The following is an 18,302-nucleotide window of genomic DNA, read 5'->3' on the forward strand; positions in this document are numbered from 1 at the left end:
TATGGTTGAAAGTATGTTTTGCCTGCGCTGGCATAACGACAGGCCTTACAATTACCAGTTTATCTTTAAACTAAACAAAAGTACAAAAATGATTTCGGTAGAGGAAGCGATTGACATTGTGATGTCCCATACTATAGAACCTGGAACAGAAAAAGTGCCATTGGAAAGTGCTGTTGACAGGGTATTGCAGGAAGATGTTAGTGCAGACAGGGACTTTCCTCCCTTTAACAGGGTAATGATGGATGGTATAGCTGTTAATTCCAATGCATGGCAGGAGGGGCGCAGGGAGTTTTATGTGGAGGGCATGCAGACCGCAGGCGCACCGCAGCAAAGGCTTTCACAAGAGCAAAACTGCATTGAGGTGATGACTGGTGCCATGTTGCCGCAAAATACGGATGTGGTTATACGTTATGAAGATGTGGAGATTGAAGACAATGTGGCCAGAGTGCGCATTGATGAAGTTAAGCTCCTTCAAAACGTACACTTAAAAGGTACCGACCGAAAACAGGATGATGTCCTTATTCATAAGAACCAAATACTTTCCCCGGCAGAGATAGCCATACTGGCCACCGTAGGCAAGCATACTGTTGAAGTAGTCAGGCACTTGAAAGTTGCAATCGTAAGTACAGGGGATGAATTGGTCGATGTAAATGAGATGCCAAATCCATATCAGATCAGACGGTCCAATACTTATGCCCTTCAATCGGCTCTGCAGGCTGACGGGTATGAGGCTCATGCCTTTCATATTAATGATGAGAAAGATGCCCTTGAAACTAAGCTCAGGGAGATTGTAGAAAAATACGATACAATTATTTTAAGTGGGGGAGTTTCCAAAGGTAAGAAAGATTATGTACCGGAAATACTGGAGAAGTTAAGGGTCAAAAAACTGTTTCATGGCGTGAAACAGCGCCCGGGCAAACCGTTTTGGTTCGGGGTGCGAGAGGAGGGGAACTCTCCAACTGTCATATTTGCCTTGCCGGGTAATCCTGTGTCAACATTTATGTGCTTTTATACATATACATTGCCTTGGTTAGAGAAATGTTATAAGCTTAATAATCAGGTATTAGAGGCCAGCCTTACTACAGACTTTAATTTTCAGCCTCCTTTAACCTATTTTCTTCAGGTGAAGCTAACCTTAAACCAAGGGCAGCTGTTGGCTACTCCTGTTACGGGCCAAGGCTCCGGAGATCTGGCTAATTTACTGGAAGCTGATGCCTTTCTCCGGCTACCTTCTGAAAGGACTGAATTTAAGGGCGGGGAAATTTTTCCGGTGCTTCGGTATCGCCGGAGTTTTTAGACAAAGATTTTTTACTGAAATCTAACCTCAGCATTACACCAACAGATAAAGTGAATACAGGAAATTCAAATTCTGTTTCATGCATGGGTATATTGAAACCTACCTGACTGTCCATTTTGATGTTTTTACCACCAGCCCTAAACACAAAAGCAGGTTCCATAATAGTGTTGCTGATTTCTATGTCCTGGATATTACTATCTTCAAATTCGTAAAATTCCACCCGTGATATCCGATAGCAAAATCCTAACTCTATATGTTCTTTTTTAAGTGCGAACCCGGGCTGAGCAAAGTAGCGTCTGTATTTCCCCGTGGCATATTCAGTGTTATTGGTGAAGAATACATAATCATCCTGTGCTGAGCCTTCCCCTTTGCCATAACCACCATATATTTCAAAAACACCCCAGTGAGAGATGGGCTCGTAGTAGCCTGCTCCAAAACCCAGGTACTCATGCTTTTGATAATCCTCATCAGTTTCACTTGTAGAACTGTTTTTATATAACCCGTCTGCTATTATGCCAAACCTGTCAATAGGAGAGAAGGCTAATTGACCTTCAAAACCTGTGCTGCCTCCTTTTAATGAAGCAGTTACTTCCCCTCCGTGATCTATAATAGGCATGTTTCGGGAATTTGGAATATATACCGAGGCGCATGAACAGCAAAAGAGAATGGGGATCAATAAAAGTCGCATATCATAGTTAGTTTAAAAAAGACAAGGTACGAAAAAAACTTTAAAAAGTATTTGATTATAATAGCGCAAGCCTTTTCCCTACAACAGATCATTTAAAATAGCGCAAAAGATACAATCCTTTTTCATTATAACCTTTGGAATCATTAATTTTGCAGCCTATAATACGGAATAGATATGTTTGATAATTTAAGTTTTAAGTTAGAGAAGGCTTTTCAAACCTTAAAAGGGCAGGGGAGCATTACTGAGGTCAACGTAGCAACAACGGTTAAGGAGATAAGACGAGCCTTAATCGATGCCGATGTTAACTATAAGGTAGCCAAGGAAGTTACGGATGATATTAAAGAAAAAGCACTGGGACGTGATGTGCTTACCGCTGTATCTCCTGGCCAGCTTTTAACTAAAATTACAAACGATGAGCTTACAGAACTTATGGGAGGCACCCATGAGGATATCAAGCTGGACGGAAACCCTGCCGTTATATTGATCTCCGGTCTCCAGGGATCAGGTAAAACCACCTTTTCCGGAAAGCTGGCAAACTATCTTAAAGGGCAGGGCAAGCAAGTATTACTTACAGCCTGCGATATCTATCGTCCGGCTGCGATTGATCAGTTGAAGGTTCTTGGTGAGCAGATTGGCGTTGAGGTTTACGCTGAACCAGAGAATAAAGACGCTGTAAAAATTGCTAATAATGCAATCAAGCATGCAAAAGACAACAATAAAAAGATAGTCATTGTCGATACTGCCGGTCGTTTGGCCGTGGATGAGGCGATGATGGATGAAATATCAAAGCTCAAAGAAGCACTGAACCCATCTGAGACATTGTTTGTGGTGGATTCCATGACAGGTCAGGATGCCGTGAATACAGCCAAGGCATTTAACGACAGGCTGAATTTTAATGGAGTAGTGCTTACAAAGCTGGATGGTGATACCCGTGGGGGTGCAGCCATTTCAATTCGCCGTGTGGTAGACAAGCCCATTAAGTTTATCAGTACTGGTGAAAAAATGGATGCCATTGACAAGTTCCATCCCGACAGGATGGCCAATCGGATCCTGGGAATGGGTGACGTGGTTTCATTAGTAGAAAAAGCCCAGCAGACGTTTGATGAAGAGGAGGCCCGCAGGTTAAATAAGAAGATCCGCAAGAACCAGTTTGATTTTAATGACTTCCTGTCTCAGCTTGAACAAATTAAAAAAATGGGTAATATCAAAGACCTTATGGGGATGATCCCTGGCATGGGTAAGGCATTGAAAGGCATCGACGTTGATGATGACTCCTTTAAACCGATTGAAGCCATTATACGCTCCATGACCAATGATGAAAGGGAGAACCCTGAACTCATTAATGGTAGCAGAAGAAAAAGAATTGCCGATGGTAGTGGTACATCAGTACAACAGGTGAATAACCTGCTCAAGCAATTTAATGACATGAAGAAACTGATGAAGACCATGAATAAAATGGGAGGCGGTAAGAAAGGCCTGGCCGCACTTAATCCATTTGGCAGATAAGCATAATTCAAGTTTATATTTTAAAAGGTCAAGACTATCCGTTCTGGCCTTTTTTTGTGCCCGAAATTCTATTGAGTTTCTCTACGTGAGCATTTGCTTGAAGAGAATCAGGTATAGGTTTACCTTACTATTCGATAGGCTTTAGAACTACAACGAACAGAACTAAATTGCAGCTTTACTTAACTTTCAAAAGTTTGGTAAAGCTTAACTGTTTGTTAGTACAGAGAGAGAGGTATTAGCCTCAAAACATAGGATTCCCTATTTTCCTGGTGAGCATGAGTCTCACACTACAACACATAATACGTCAAATTTGACCGAAATACACTCTCTGATCGAATAGGGTGTTTGAAACCTGGTCTGTCGGGAAAAGACCTGGAGGAACAAGTGTCTGTTAAACATAGAGGTGAAAAGTTAGTGTTTTCCAACACATTCCACTGGCCCCTCTCTTGTTGGTGCCTACCCGAAAATCACCGAAGATGATCCTCTTTCAGCAGGCCAAACATGATTTCATCAACCCACTCCTGGTCAAACTCATCATAAAAGCACTTCCTGATACATCCTTCCTGTACAAAGTTCAGGCGGTTAAGCAGGGCCAAAGAACCCTCATTCCTGGGATCGATTCGGGCGGTTATACGGTGAACTTCATGTTCAGCAAACAAATGGTGTATGATGCAGTTTACAGCTTCATAGGCATAGCCCCTACGCTGATAGGCGGGGCTTATCGCATATCCTATTTCTACAATTGAGCCGTTACGGTCATGACGTCGTAAAGCCAGATCACCGATTAGCTGTTCTTCGCTTTTCAGTTCTATGCCAAGCTGTATCCATTCTTCAAGGTCATCAATTGTCTTGTGCTGCTGCTCGTCTATGAAATTACGCGCGAACTCTTCATCAAGCACTTCCCAGTCCTGATAGCGGCAAACTTCAGGGTCTGTACGATAGGCAAGAAAATTCTTCAGGTCATCGACCTGAAGATTGCGTATGATCAGCCGTTCGCTTTCTATAAGTAAAATGTCAGTTTCCTTTATACTTTTGGAAAAACCTGATTTGCCGTAGGCTGTTGTCATTGAAATGTCAACTCAGGTTGTGTTATTTGTAAAGAACTGAATTTACTGCGTCTAAAGTTCTCTTTACACTTGGTAATATGGCGTCGATAAGTGTAGGCGCATACGGCAACGGCACATCCATGCTATTGATACGGTGGATAGGGGCGTCCAGGTAATCAAAGGCATGCTTCTGAACATGGTATGTAATCTCAGAGCTGATGGCAGCCAGTGGCCACGCTTCTTCAACTATTACTAACCTGTTTGTCTTTTTCACTGACTCCACAACAGTGGCATAGTCAATCGGACGAACCGTGCGCAAGTCAATTACTTCAACGGATATATCATTTTTAGCCGCCTCTTCAGCTGCCTCCATGATCACCTTCATAATTTTACCGAAGCCTACTATAGTAACGTCAGAGCCTTCTCTTTTGATATCTGCAGTACCGATAGGGATGAGGTATTCACTCTCAGGCACTTCACCTTTATCTCCGTACATGAGTTCAGACTCCATGAAGATAACGGGGTCGTTGTCTCTTATAGAAGACTTAAGCAGACCTTTGGCATCGTAAGGGTTAGAAGGAACAACTACCTTTAGTCCGGGACAGTTTGCATACCAGTTTTCGAAATTTTGCGAGTGCTGAGAACTAAGCATACCTGCATTACCGGTTGGCCCGCGAAATACAATTGGCATTGGAAATTGCCCGCCTGACATAGACATCATCTTGGCAGCACTATTGATCACCTGATCTATAGCCACCAGAGAGAAGTTAAAGGTCATGAATTCGATGATGGGGCGCAGGCCATTCATAGCAGCACCAACACCAACACCTGCGAAACCAAGTTCAGCGATTGGAGTGTCTATTACGCGCTCCGGTCCGAATTCGTCAAGCATGCCCTGGCTTACTTTATATGCGCCATTGTATTCTGCTACTTCTTCACCCATCAGGAATACCTTTTCATCCCTGCGCATTTCTTCACTCATGGCTTCGCCTAAAGCTTCTCTAAATTGTATTTCTCTCATTTTATCGGGTTTAAAAATTGGTCTGTAAAAATAGCATTCGAGACATTAACCACAAAATGCATTATCATAAAATAAAAAAGCCCTGAAGAAATTTCTTCAGGGCTTCCCAATAATTTTAATAAACCTAATCTTATTTCAGAATATTTCTGAATTGCTCGTTAGTTACGTAAGTAGCAAATTCAAGATCTTCCAAAGCTTTGCCTTTTAACTCAGGGTTAGCAGCAACTGCTTTTTCAAGGTTTGAATACACATCACTTTCGTTACCTAAATGCGCACTTGAGATAGCAGCACCGTAGAAAGCGATAGCCATGTTGCTATCTTTCTCAGTGGCTTCTTTGAAAGAGTTAAGTGCATTCTGGTAGTCTTTGTTTAAAAGCTGAGCCAAACCTTTGTTGAAAAGGTTAGTAGCATTATCCTCTGCATTAGAAGTAGAAGAAACGGCTTCACCATACTTGGCCATCATGATCTCTGCAGAACCTTTAACTCCGCTGATACCCTGGCTAAGCTCGTTGCCTGGGCTCATAGAGTTTGCTTTTTGCAAGTGAGAGTATGCTTTGTAAGGGTTGCCTTTCATCATCTCTACTGTAGCCATGTTAGCATGTACTTCAGCAGCTTCTTTCTTATTAGCAGCTATTTCCAGCTGAGTCATGGCCATATCAGCATACTTATCTTTGTCTCCTTCCATACCCATTGCAATGTATACGGCAGCCAGGTTGTTGTGAGCGTTCCAGCTATCAGACTTTTTGGTAGCAGCTTTGAAGATAGCTTCTTTCTCTTGAAGTGACGGAGTTAAAGTAGCAGCGTACATCAGTTCTTCTTCAGAAAGTGTATCTGCAGAAGCACTACCATCAGCTATCTGCTTAGCCAATACTGAAATTTCAGCATCTGTTTTCTTTTCTTTTACAGTAAGGATCTCAGTTTTTGCAACCCTTAATTTAGGGTACAATTCTTTGAAAACTTTGTTGTAAGTAGGTAATTTGTGAAGAGCATCTTCCTGAGACTCATAAGTACCAGGACCATTAACGATATCAAGGTAAGCTGATTTTTCCTCAGAAGAGATACCTTCGTAAGTCGCTAATGAATCTTTGAATACACTCCAGTCTTCAACTACATCCTTAGTGATAAACTTGATAGAATCAGCAAGTCCTTTGTAGTCGTATTTTCTCATTTCTCTCTTATAGAACTCCTGGATAGCTTCAGCTCTTTGCTTGGCAAGTCTGGAGTTGATGCGCTCAGCACCTTCAGGAGAGTGAGTACCAGTAATAGTTACTGTTCTTGTTGCGTTTTTCTCAGCAATGTAAGCCGAAAGTTTATCACCTCTGTTACTTCTTCTTTCAGAGTATTTCAAAACAGGACTTCCCTGATCAAAGTAGAAGTTTACTCTTGTAGGGATCAGCTCTTCCTGATTGTTATAACCGTGGTCAGCATAAGCTGCGAAATAAACCGGCTCTACTAACTTAGAAGTGGTGATCACACCCGGAGCAACATCCATTCTTTCAGTTTCTTTTGTTTTTCCGTTCTTAGGGTCAGAGGCTACACCCTGAACCTGAAGTACACCCGATTTCATCGCAGGCGCGTAAGCAAAAGCATACTCTTTAGTTTGTTTGGGCTGTTGTTCGTTGGCATTTGGATAATCTTCAGCTTTAAACTGAACTGGTTCCAGCGCCATTTCGTTATCCCCGTACTTATAGAAAGAATTGATAGAATATACTTTACCTTTCTTAAGCATTTTTACAGGAAGGTTAGCTGACATTTCAAAAGCAACAGTGTCTGCGTGTACCTCCAAAGGATTGGGAGTAACGGTTAAGTTCTGGTCCTCCGCCATTTTAACCATTTGGTTGAGTGCACAACCTGAAAGGGATAACACTCCAAACAAAGCTATAGCGTAGAATAATTTTCTCATTGGTTTCGTTTTTTAATGTCTGGTTGAATTTTAGGATATCAAAATTATAGGTTATAATAATTATTGCAATAATAGTTAAAAAAAATAAGAAATAACTAAGTGACTTTTGATAATATGCTTATTATATTTGTAAAGGCGCATATTTGTCGGTAAGTCACACAATAATAAGGATTAAGTGACGTAATTGTTTACTGGGATGCTTTTTTTCAATCTTAAAGGGCCTCAAAATGAAAAAGTTACAGCATTTTTTTGAGAAGTATGCCTTCGGGGTGTGTTCGCGAATGGGAGAGAAATTAGGGATTGCCAGCTCCAGTATCCGTCTGTATTTTATCTATGCTTCTTTCCTTACTTTTGGTTCACCTCTAATCATTTATCTCGCCATGGCGTTTATCATGAATATGAGAAAACACCTGAGGAGGAGGAAAAACTCCGTGTGGTATTATTGATTGGTACGACACATATTCAATGCTTTAAACTTTCTTTTGCCTTTTATAAAGTACTCTAACACTATGGAGCCTCTATATATGGTTTCGGCCTGACGGATCTTCTTTTGCTGTGCAGCTCTTCGTTTTTTGTAATTTCGCTTTAAATCTCTCAAAAAGTCGAAGTGTGCCTTTATTACTGCAGCTCCATCAGCAAAAGTATCGAAGAACATAAACTTTACTGATGCTATAGCGTCCAGCATTATACGAAGGGGCATTTTAACATACAACTCAAGCGTGCTGTAATTCTTGTAAATAAGTGAAAGTCCGTTTCTGAAATTAAGATATGTTTTTCTTGGGTTGGACTTGTGCAACGTACCTCCACCAACGTGGTATACAGTACTGTTGCCATTATACATTACTTTGTAACCCGCACTGTTGATCCTCCAGCAGAGGTCTATCTCTTCCATATGGGCAAAGAAATCAGGATCAAAGCCCTCCATTTTATGGAAAATATCAGCACGGATGAACAGGCAGGCACCTGTAGCCCAGAAGATTTGTTTGATATCGTTATACTGCCCCGAGTCTTTTTCTAATGTATTGAAAATACGCCCTCTGCAAAATGGGTAGCCCAAAGTGTCGATAAAGCCACCGGCTGCCCCGGCATATTCAAATTCATTTTTTTGATGAAAAGAAAGTATTTTAGGCTGTGCCGCTGCTATTGCCGGATCACTTTCCATCATATCTATGACGGGAGCAACCCAGTTACCAGTTACCTCAACATCAGAGTTTAGCAACACATAATACTGCGCATCTACCTGCCGGAGAGCTTCATTGTAGCCGAGACTATAACCTCCATTGATTGATAATTTTATGATCTCAACTGTCGGGTGATGTTGGTTTACATACTCAATAGAGTTATCAGTAGAACAATTGTCGGCTACAATAACACGACAATTGGTACTGTGAGTAATTACAGAAGGAAGAAACTGACGAAGATATTTTTCCCCGTTATAGTTAAGAATAACAATGGCGGTTTTTTCCATTTAGACTAATCCGCCCAGATCAAGGCCGGGGATGTTGGGAAGCATGCCTTCGGTACTCTTTTTTAACTCTTCTTTAGCAAGCACTTCTACTTCCTGCAAAGCTTTATTTACCGCTGCTACCACCAGGTCCTGCATCATTTCTTTATCCTCTGGTTTTACCAGATCCTGATCAATATCAATATTAATTACTTCTTTTTTTCCATTAACAGTAGCTTTGACCATACCGCCACCTGATTCTCCTGTCACTTTAATATGTACGAGATTTTCCTGGGCTTCTTTGATTTTGGCTTGCACCTCTTTCATTTTGCCCATCATCTTCATCATGTCAAACATAGCTAATAAATTTAGATGAGTTAGTTATATAAAACCCTTGTCGAAAGGTAAGAGTTTCATAAATCGGACCGCAAAAATGTATTGGATAATATCAATTTCAAAACATTGATTGATATTTTAAATATTTTACTTTCGTAAAAGCAGGATTGTGCCTGTTTTTGTTATCTCCCTACCGGCCATATCTTGCATTTTAGCTACAAATGCGTAAGTGCCGAGGGGGAGTATTTTTCCATCCATTGTGCCATCCCACCCGTCGTCCATATTGTCAGAAACAAATATCAATTCGCCCCACCGGTTGAAGATGTTGAGCTCATAGCTCACAATGAATCTTCCATTGATCCTGAAAATCTCATTCCTGTTGTTACCGTCAGGTGTAAAAGCATTAGGGTAATAGATATTGACAGGTTTGATAACCTCTATAGTGTTGGATGTTGAATTGGGTATGCCGGCCTGGTTAGCCTGGGCTATTACCACGTACAATACCACTTGTTCATTATTGTTATTATCCACATCTGTCAGAGTGTTGCTGCCAGCATTGAGCTGCGACGTTCCACCACCCGGATAAGATTTTTCAATGGTATAACCTGCCACACCATTTTCCCATCCCTGGTATTCATTCCATGTCAAGGTGATGGTGTTGTCATTCTGAGCAGAGCCGCTGAGCAGGATGGAGCAGGCTATAATACTTTGCGGATTTTTGTTGCCACACTCATCAGTAGAAGCTATTTCGTAACAATAAGATTGCTGTGATGTAGCCACGCCGGTATCCTGAAATTCATTAGTCGTACTGGCTCCGACAGGAATAAAACCACTGGTTATGTTACTTCTCTTGATTTGATACTCAGTTACATTTTGGTTGGCAGGCACTTCCCAGTACAGGTCTATGGTATTTTCCGAGACCATAGCGGAAATATTATTGATTTGATCAGGAGGTATGGAGCTGAAAGCCAGACCGCATTGTTCAAGAGATGTTGTAGTGGCTCCATTTGCATACCTGCCTATAAGGGTATAGCAATATTCAGTATCGCATTGCACGTTAGTATCATCAAAAGCCCTTTCTGCTCCGGGACGATTATTATAGTTCAGAGGATCATCACCCGTTCTTATAATATCAAAGCTTGCCGTGTTGCCGGTTTGCCAGGTAAGCTTATTAACATCACTTTCCGGGGTCAGATTAAAATCAATGCTGCAGATCTCGTTGGAATAAGCAGCTACAGTATTGGAGCAGGGGTCTATGGAAGCTATTCTGAAACAGTAGTAAGTATCTGCCATATTGAGATTCGTTATGGTATCCCTCACGGTGCTTTCATCTACAGGTTTTTTAAGCAGGCTAAAATTAGTGTTGCCGGAGGGAGATATCTGTAACTCGTACAGGATGTCAGGTTGCAAATTATACTCCAGGGCCAGGGTGTTCATATCAATCATTTCCAGCGCAGTGATGCTGGCTGCAGGAATAGTGTTAAGAGGTACGACATTATTGTTAAATGCATTACAATTATCCTCGGCACTGTTGTTCAGACCTCGTATAGATATCGTTTTTTGTGAGTTGTCGGCGTAAGCATGCTGAGGGTTTGCAGCTCCCCTCGGTACGGTTTCAGTATTACCATCGCCATAATCAATTATATAGTTTTCAAAACTATCGTCATTGATATTGATCACTACCCGCTCCGCGGAACATGAGTAAATATCAAAATCAGGAGGGGTGTTCTCCGCTACTTCAATAGTAATGAAATCCTGTGCGGAACCCCCCTGGAAAAGGACTTCAATCTGGTAAATACCAGCTTCAGTATAAGTATGTTCGATAGGGTCTGGAATTGGCGGGACAGGGTCATACGTTCCATCACCATCATAATCTATGTTGCAGGGGCATCCGCTTTGCCTGCATATACACGGTGCGGATGCTGTTAATTCAATTGTGACTGTGAGCGGATTGCAACCGCGGTCTTCATTAACAGTAAAAAAACCTTTATTGCTCAACTGGGCATAAGATACCCCTGCGTATAACAGTAGCAGGGTGCATAGAGCAATATGTTTAAGTGCTTGTGTCAAATATCAAAGGCTAACTGTCCTTAAAAAACCGACCGCATTGGCTATGTCTTCATATAAAACACGGTCGTCCTCTATAAACGGAACATGCTCACGGAAATTGCGCATGAAGTCTTCGAGGTAACCTGATGTTTTTAAAGGCCTTCTGAACTCCAATGCCTGCGTTGCAGTGATCAGTTCAATGGCTAAAATACGATATAAATTGTTGACTACCTTATATGTTTTGACCGCAGCGTTGGCACCCATGCTCACATGGTCTTCCTGTCCGTTAGAAGAAACAATAGAATCGGCCGAAGCAGGCGTACAGTACTGCTTATTCTGGCTCACCAGTGATGCTGCTGTGTATTGAGGTATCATCAGTCCTGAATTAATACCCGGATTGGCCACAAGGTAATTGGGCAGGTCGCGTGCCCCGGATATGAGCTGGTAAGTACGCCGCTCTGAAATATTACCCAGTTCGGCTAGCGCCAGGCATAGGAAGTCCAGTGGCAAGGCCAAAGGTTGTCCGTGAAAGTTGCCTGCCGAGATGATTTCGTCTTCATCAGGGAATACATTCGGGTTATCAGTTACCCCATTGATCTCAGTCAGAAAAATATCCTTGACGTAGAAAATTGCATCAGCACTGGCACCATGTACCTGAGGGATGCACCTGAATGAATAAGGATCCTGAACGTGCTTTTTGGGCTGGGATATAATGTCGCTGCCCTCCAGAAGCTCCCTGAATTTTTTGGCAACAAGGATTTGTCCTTTCTGAGGCCTGATCTCATGCACTTTAGCACTGAAAGGTTCTATTCTGCCATCGAAACCATCAACTGACATGGCGCCAATTATATTTGCCAGGTCGAGCAGCCGCTCTCCATTAATCAACGACCAAACACCGTAAGCACCCATGAGTTGTGTGCCATTAAGCAGTGCAAGGCCTTCTTTCGCTCTGAATGCTATGGGTTTGAAGCCCAGCTTTTCATTAATTTGCTTACCCGAATACCGTTGACCTTTATAATTAACCTCCCCGAGTCCGATGAGTGGCAGGCAAAGATGAGCAAGGGGAGCAAGATCTCCTGAAGCACCTAAAGAACCCATTTCATAAACCACAGGGTAAACGCCACTGTTGAAAAAGTCGATCAGACGATTGACCGTTTCCACCTGTACGCCTGAGTGACCATAAGCCAGTGACTGAACTTTGAGCAGAAGCATTAACCTAACTATGGACTCTGGTACTTCATCGCCCGTACCACAGGCATGTGACTTTACAAGGTTCTCCTGGAGTTTGGTCAGGTCTTCTTTTGAAATGTTTTTATTGTATAATGAACCAAAACCGGTATTTACGCCATAGACAGGCTCGGAAGAATTCTGAACCTTTTGATCAAGATAATTGCGACATTTGCTGATTTTATCTTCGGCCTCCGGCGATAAGGCCAGTTTATAGTTCCCCGAGATTACTTCCTGAACTTGCTCTAAGGTTAATGACTTATCGGATATGTAATGGATCTGGTTCATTAATTAATGCTTTGATAATTGTTTAAGAATTTCCTCCAGAGTTAACTTTTCCTGATCTCCGGTGGTCATATTTTTGAAAGACAATTTTTGTGTCGCTATTTCATCAGAGCCGATGACGATGGTATAGCTGATGTTCTTTTTATTGGCGTAGTCAAATTGTTTCTTGGGCTTGGCAGAATCAGGGTAGATCTCTGATTTTATGCCTGCTTTTCTCAACCGGTTAAGTACCGACAGACCATATTTTTTAGACTCGTCATCAAAGTGTATGATCAGTACTTCCGTTGACTTCAGAGCTTCTTCGGGGAAGATGCCCAACTCCTCCATAACATCATAGATGCGGTCTACGCCGAATGAAAATCCAACACCGGAAAGATCGGGAACGCCGAATACACCGGTAAGGTCATCGTACCTGCCACCACCACTTACACTGCCGATACCTACATTATTGACCTTAACTTCAAAAATGGCCCCGGTGTAGTAGCTCAAGCCTCTGGCAAGCGTTACGTCAAAATCTACATTGTGCTGCTCCAGGCCAAAGGCTTTAAGGGTTTCGAGGATTTCTTCCAGGTCTTTTATGCCCTGCAAGCCTTCGCCCGAATCCTTCAATATATTTTTAAGGTGTGCTACTTTATCTTCAATGGTGCCTGTAAGTTCAAGTATAGGCAGTGCTTTTTGGGTAGCCTCTTCGCTGATGCCCCGGTCTTTCATTTCTTCCAGCACCTTCTCTATACCTATTTTGTCCAGCTTGTCAATAGCCACGCAGAAATCACTTTCTTTACCTGCTGCACCTATGGCCTGCGTAATGCCTGAAAGTATTTTTCTGTGGTTTATTTTAATGTCAAAATCCTTAATCCCAAGCCTGGTAAAAACCTCATTGATCATCAGGATGATCTCTGTTTCACAAATGAGCGAATTGGTGCCTACCACATCGGCATCGCACTGGTAAAATTCTCTGTATCTGCCTTTTTGAGGTCTGTCAGCTCGCCAGACGGGTTGTATTTGATATCTTTTGAACGGTAATGCAAGATCATGACGGTTCATGACCACATACCTTGCAAAGGGGACAGTAAGGTCATATTTCAGGCCCTTTTCAGAAATTTTAGGTAGCAGCTGTTTTGACCCGGCTGCAAAATCGTTTTCGTCCGTCTTGGAAAGGAAGTCTCCTGAGTTAAGCACTTTAAAAAGCAACTGATCTCCCTCATCTCCATACTTACCTGTTAGTACAGACAAGTTTTCCATAGCCGGAGTTTCCAGGGGCATAAAGCCGTATTTTTCAAAAACTTTTTTGATTGCACCAAATATAAAATTCCTTTTGCCCATTTGTTCAGGCCCGAAATCGCGTGTACCTTTGGGTAGTGTAGGTTTTTGACTCATGGCCGCAAAGCTACAAAAAAGCAGGCAAATGATTTGTTGCCCATCCGAACTGTCAAATATTAATTTGAATTTTTCCTTTTATTATTAAATACTAATCATGTATCTTTGCAACCTCTTTTGACAAAAATATTATCAGAAATGGCTGTTACCAGACTTAAAAGAAAAGCGAAAAGAAATAAAACAAGGGCTAGAGTAAGACAGGAGACTATCCAGAGATTGAGCGCTAAGCCTGTTATAAAATCAGTTGATGTAGAGGAAATTAAAGAAGAGTTCAAAAAAGGCTCAAAAGGTTCTGCTAAAGCTGATACGAAGAAAGAAGAGGCTAAAGCTGAGAAAAAAGAAGCTAAAGCACCAGCAAAAAAGGAAAAAGCTGAGGCTAAATCAGAAGAGCCTAAAGCTGAAAAGAAAGAAGCCAAGAAGGCTGCTTCTAAAAAAGAAGACAAAGAAGATAAAGAGTAATCTTTAGATAATCTATAAAAGGAAGGCTGTATCATCGATGCAGCCTTTTTTGCGTTTCTATCCGCAGTTTATAGTTCACCGTTAGACCATTTACAGTTTGCTCACGGGTTTACACCTCATTCTGATTACCCCCGATCAATCTTACCACCAATCGGCAATCACTGGACCCCGGCGGCCCTGCTCCCAATCTCTATCACCTGCATATCCTTCACCTCCCTGCCGACAATCTCAAATCGTACAAGGGTTTTTACCTTGTGAAAACCATGGATCCCAGCTGCTCCGGGATTGATGTAGAGTAGGTTATTGATTTTCGGGTCTCTCATTATCCTTAGGATGTGCGAATGTCCGCAAATAAAGATGTCAGGGTGGGAAAGCTGGAGACCTCTTTTTATTTTTGGGTTATAGCGCGGAGGGTAGCCTCCGATATGGGTCATCCAGACTTTAAGGCCTTCACATCTGAATTTGTAATGTTCAGGACATGCCACGCGGACGTCATGGCCGTCTATATTTCCATATACAGCTCTTGTTGGCTTAAAGTCTACCAACTGTTCCAGCACACCACTGCCGATGTCCCCGGCATGCCATATCTCATCGCAGGCTTCAAAATATTTAAATACTTTGGGGTCGAGGTGTCCGTGGGTGTCTGAAAGCAGGCCTATTTTCATCTATATTTTTATTTCGGCTTCTAAGCTATACAGATGATTTTACACGCACAAATCAGTTTTGGTTTTATATAGATCGTCTTATGAGTTGAGGAGGAAGGTTGAATGCTTTATTTTAGAATAAGTTGCTTTGTCTTGCTCACTACAATTCAGTTTGAATATCAAGGTCAATAGCCAAAAAATACAGGAAACTACAAGCGGAAAACGATTAACTTTCTAACTTTAAACTAAACATAAAACAAATCTATCAATGGCACTTACACCTTCGAACATGTTACCGCTGGGAACTGTAGCACCTCCCTTTGAATTGTTGGATGCGGTATCAGAACGAACAATGACGCTCGATGAGCTTAAATCAGACAAAGCGACAGTGATCATGTTTATTTGTAATCACTGTCCGTATGTAAAGCACCTCCAGTCCGAGTTGGTAAATATCGCCGAGGATTATATACCGGAAGGGGTTAAGTTTATTGCAATAAGTTCAAATGATGTTGAAGAGTATCCTGAAGATTCCCCGGAATTGATGCAGGCCGAGGCTAAAAAATGGCGCTACCCGTTTCCTTACCTGTTTGATGAAACGCAGGCAGTAGCCCGCGCTTATGATGCCGCATGCACTCCTGACTTTTATATTTTCGACGGAAATATGGAGCTTGTTTACCGTGGACAACTGGACGAATCGCGGCCAGGTAATGAAAAACCATTGACAGGCAAGGATATGAGGGCAGCTTTGGATGATCTTTTAAAGGGGAACCCCATTTCAGAGAAGCAGGTTCCAAGTCAGGGGTGTAACATTAAATGGAAGAAATGATCCTTTGAATGTAAGTTAACTATTTGATAATCAGTAAGGGAGCTAAGAGGTTCCCTTTTTTATTTGCTTTACATTCTTCTGAATAACTCCTGCGACTATTTGATGAACCGATATTGAAATAAATTATTTTTATATAAATAAAAAATATTACTATTCCGTTTGCAGGCCTGCTGCATACTATGTTGCCCCGAATTTTAATATTCACCATATAAAAGTAATAATCATGAAAAACTATGTCTCCATCCTTAACAAAGAGATATCAGGTTATCTGGTACTTCTATTGATCGCTTGTTTTACTAATGGGTATGCCCAGAAAAAGCATGACCTGAGTCTTTATTATAATTATCTGAACTCGGCAGATACTCCTGGTATTGAGAAAAAGGAGGCTATGATGGCATCCTACGTATACAGGATCAATGCAGGCGGTTGGGAAACGGGTGATGGCTGGTTTGCTGATTCATATGCGGACCCTTCTATTTATGTGAATTATGGACAGATAGGATATAATTCCGCTAATGGAGGTGGTTCGGGATGGGACGGAATTTATTCCAACAAAAGCCGCGTAAACATGAGCTCGTTTGATATGGAGTGGGATTTTCCTGTAGCCAATGGCAATTACATAGTCAATTTATATTTTGTGGAAAACATATCTACCTCCCAATCGATCGGGTCTCGAGTATTTGACGTGGAAATAGAAGGAATGAAGGCTTTGGAAAATTTTGATATATTGAAACATACGGGGACAGACTTTGTAGCCCGGCTACCGTTTTCTGTAGCGGTAACTGATGGTAATATTGATATTAATTTCATTACAGAGGTGGGTAGTTCATTGATAACCGCAATAGAAATAGAAGCGGGCTCCATAATTAATTATCCGATCACAAGTTTTAATGCTTATGGGCTCAACTTTACTATGAATGAAGGGCAGGAGCTCAGAGTGCCATTTATCTTTAGTGACATAGATAGTGCTCCTTCACAAATTGAGGTTTTTGGAGAGTTTTATGATGGAGGTACGGAAACATTCTATATTGTTGATAATGGTGATGGTAGCGGTGAAATTGTGTTCCAGGCAGGGTATAGCGACTCCAGTATCGGTCACTACTTAATTTTTGGTGCGGATGATGAAAATGGTTCCGTCACTGACTGTCCGGCTTGCTGGGCGGCAGGAACACTGACCGTTATTAACACCCCAATTGGTAATGCAGTATATCGTGTCAATGCCGGGGACTGGAGCGAAGTCAGCGGGCCGGCGGTAAACTGGTCGGTTGATACATATTCAAAACCAAGTACCTATGTCAATAGTACAGCCATTGGCTTTACTACGGCCTCACATACCGTTATGAGCAATCCTACTGATGCTCCAAGCGGCGTGTTCTTTAAATCGAGGGTTGATAACAGTTTCAATGATATGGCCTGGGAGTTTCCCTTACCGGATGGTAATTATATTGCCAAACTATATTTTGTGGAGAGTAATTTTAACATGCCCGGCCAGCGTGTGTTTGATGTAGCGGTAGAAGGGGCAGTGGAACTGAGCTACTTTGATATTTTGAGTGAAACAGCGAAGAATGTTCCGTTACAGAAGAATATTACCACCAATGTTACTGATGGAAGCCTGAGCATTGTTTTCGAAGACAGGGTGGCAAACCCTATTATAGCAGCGATTGAGGTTACTTACAATGGCCCGGTGGTGGTGCCGCCTGTAGCTCCTGAGCTGGATCTTGATGCATCAAATGCCAATAAACAGCTTTTGCGTGAGGTGTCGGTTAAACCCAACCCGGTACAGGATAGAATGACAGTAGTACTCCCTGAAGCTATAAAAGGAGAGGTAAACATACGGCTATTTGATAGCAATAATCAGGTAAGGTACCAGTCTGCAGATGCCAGTAGCTTTGAGAGGGAAGAGGTACAATTTTATATCAGCCAGCAAATACCTCCCGGGGTGTATTATGCAGAGATATCGGATGGCGTTTCGAAATATTATGTAAAGGTTCTGAAGCAATAATCAATTTTTAGTGAAGTAGAATCACAAAAGGGGTAAGATATTATCTGATCTTACCCTCTTTTTTTTCGAGATATTAGCATACAGTAGTATGAGTGCATACAAATAAAGATGTTTTGATAATATTTTGTTTTAACTTGTCTATCCATGCATAAGTACTTTTTAATATAAAATTTCCTATTTTTAATTTAATAT

Annotated in this window: 16 protein-coding genes; 6 read left to right on the forward strand and 10 right to left on the reverse strand. The window is 41.8% G+C overall.

The features are described from left to right. The first annotated feature begins 1 nt into the window (after position 1). Positions 2 to 1,297, forward strand: coding sequence for a molybdopterin molybdotransferase MoeA (locus LVD17_RS16125; protein ID WP_233760042.1), 1,296 nt, complete (start codon positions 2 to 4; stop codon positions 1,295 to 1,297). Here LVD17_RS16125 and LVD17_RS16130 read toward each other — a convergent pair. Beyond that, positions 1,248 to 1,985 (reverse strand): hypothetical protein, encoded by a 738-nt coding sequence (locus LVD17_RS16130; protein ID WP_233760043.1) that lies wholly within the window; start codon positions 1,983 to 1,985, stop codon positions 1,248 to 1,250. The two genes, LVD17_RS16125 and LVD17_RS16130, sit on opposite strands and share 50 nt — an antisense overlap. Before the next feature lie 174 nt (positions 1,986 to 2,159). Between LVD17_RS16130 and ffh the strand changes: the two genes are divergently transcribed. Further along, a complete protein-coding gene (gene ffh / locus LVD17_RS16135; RefSeq protein WP_233760044.1) occupies positions 2,160 to 3,491 on the forward strand; it encodes a signal recognition particle protein in 1,332 nt (443 codons plus the stop codon). Between the two features lie 467 nt (positions 3,492 to 3,958). Here the strand turns inward: ffh and LVD17_RS16140 are convergent, their stop codons facing one another. The 3 genes from LVD17_RS16140 to LVD17_RS16150 all read right to left on the reverse strand — a co-directional run bounded on the left by LVD17_RS16140 (position 3,959) and on the right by LVD17_RS16150 (position 7,461). Continuing rightward, positions 3,959 to 4,558: a GNAT family N-acetyltransferase gene (locus tag LVD17_RS16140; protein ID WP_233760045.1), complete on the reverse strand. Its 600-nt coding sequence runs from the start codon at positions 4,556 to 4,558 to the stop codon at positions 3,959 to 3,961. A gap of 22 nt (positions 4,559 to 4,580) precedes the next feature. Further along, complete coding sequence (locus LVD17_RS16145; RefSeq protein WP_233760046.1) at positions 4,581 to 5,558, reverse strand: pyruvate dehydrogenase complex E1 component subunit beta; 978 nt, start codon at positions 5,556 to 5,558, stop codon at positions 4,581 to 4,583. Positions 5,559 to 5,688: 130 nt separating this feature from the next. Beyond that, positions 5,689 to 7,461, reverse strand: coding sequence for a hypothetical protein (locus LVD17_RS16150; protein ID WP_233760047.1), 1,773 nt, complete (start codon positions 7,459 to 7,461; stop codon positions 5,689 to 5,691). A 227-nt stretch (positions 7,462 to 7,688) separates the two neighbouring features. On the opposite strand from LVD17_RS16150, the gene LVD17_RS16155 reads away from it, so the two are divergent. Then, entirely contained in the window at positions 7,689 to 7,907 is a 219-nt protein-coding gene (locus LVD17_RS16155; protein ID WP_233760048.1) for a PspC domain-containing protein, read from the forward strand. Here the strand turns inward: LVD17_RS16155 and LVD17_RS16160 are convergent. The 5 genes from LVD17_RS16160 to hisS form a co-directional block, all read right to left on the reverse strand. After that, a complete protein-coding gene (locus LVD17_RS16160) occupies positions 7,901 to 8,929 on the reverse strand; it encodes a glycosyltransferase family 2 protein (protein WP_233760049.1) in 1,029 nt (342 codons plus the stop codon). The two genes, LVD17_RS16155 and LVD17_RS16160, sit on opposite strands and share 7 nt — an antisense overlap. Next, on the reverse strand, positions 8,930 to 9,262 hold the full coding sequence (locus LVD17_RS16165; protein WP_233760050.1) for a YbaB/EbfC family nucleoid-associated protein: 333 nt from the start codon (positions 9,260 to 9,262) through the stop codon (positions 8,930 to 8,932). It lies immediately after the preceding gene. A gap of 126 nt (positions 9,263 to 9,388) precedes the next feature. Then, positions 9,389 to 11,311: a T9SS type B sorting domain-containing protein gene (locus LVD17_RS16170; protein ID WP_233760051.1), complete on the reverse strand. Its 1,923-nt coding sequence runs from the start codon at positions 11,309 to 11,311 to the stop codon at positions 9,389 to 9,391. Positions 11,312 to 11,314: 3 nt separating this feature from the next. Continuing rightward, on the reverse strand, positions 11,315 to 12,805 hold the full coding sequence (hutH, locus tag LVD17_RS16175; protein WP_233760052.1) for a histidine ammonia-lyase: 1,491 nt from the start codon (positions 12,803 to 12,805) through the stop codon (positions 11,315 to 11,317). 3 nt (positions 12,806 to 12,808) lie between these two features. Beyond that, entirely contained in the window at positions 12,809 to 14,179 is a 1,371-nt protein-coding gene (gene hisS / locus LVD17_RS16180; protein ID WP_233760053.1) for a histidine--tRNA ligase, read from the reverse strand. Between the two features lie 138 nt (positions 14,180 to 14,317). Here hisS and LVD17_RS16185 point away from each other — a divergent pair, with 138 nt between their 5' ends. After that, positions 14,318 to 14,638: a hypothetical protein gene (locus tag LVD17_RS16185; RefSeq protein ID WP_233768002.1), complete on the forward strand. Its 321-nt coding sequence runs from the start codon at positions 14,318 to 14,320 to the stop codon at positions 14,636 to 14,638. Between the two features lie 158 nt (positions 14,639 to 14,796). Here the strand turns inward: LVD17_RS16185 and LVD17_RS16190 are convergent, their stop codons facing one another. Next, entirely contained in the window at positions 14,797 to 15,303 is a 507-nt protein-coding gene (locus LVD17_RS16190) for a metallophosphoesterase family protein (protein WP_233760054.1), read from the reverse strand. Positions 15,304 to 15,550: 247 nt separating this feature from the next. Between LVD17_RS16190 and LVD17_RS16195 the strand changes: the two genes are divergently transcribed. Together LVD17_RS16195 and LVD17_RS16200 are read left to right on the forward strand one after the other, a co-directional pair. Next, positions 15,551 to 16,108 (forward strand): thioredoxin family protein, encoded by a 558-nt coding sequence (locus LVD17_RS16195; RefSeq protein ID WP_233760055.1) that lies wholly within the window; start codon positions 15,551 to 15,553, stop codon positions 16,106 to 16,108. A 223-nt stretch (positions 16,109 to 16,331) separates the two neighbouring features. Next, positions 16,332 to 18,110: a malectin domain-containing carbohydrate-binding protein gene (locus LVD17_RS16200; protein ID WP_233760056.1), complete on the forward strand. Its 1,779-nt coding sequence runs from the start codon at positions 16,332 to 16,334 to the stop codon at positions 18,108 to 18,110. The last annotated feature ends 192 nt before the right edge of the window (positions 18,111 to 18,302 follow it).

Source organism: Fulvivirga ulvae (genome assembly GCF_021389975.1).
Lineage (GTDB): Bacteria > Bacteroidota > Bacteroidia > Cytophagales > Cyclobacteriaceae > Fulvivirga > Fulvivirga ulvae.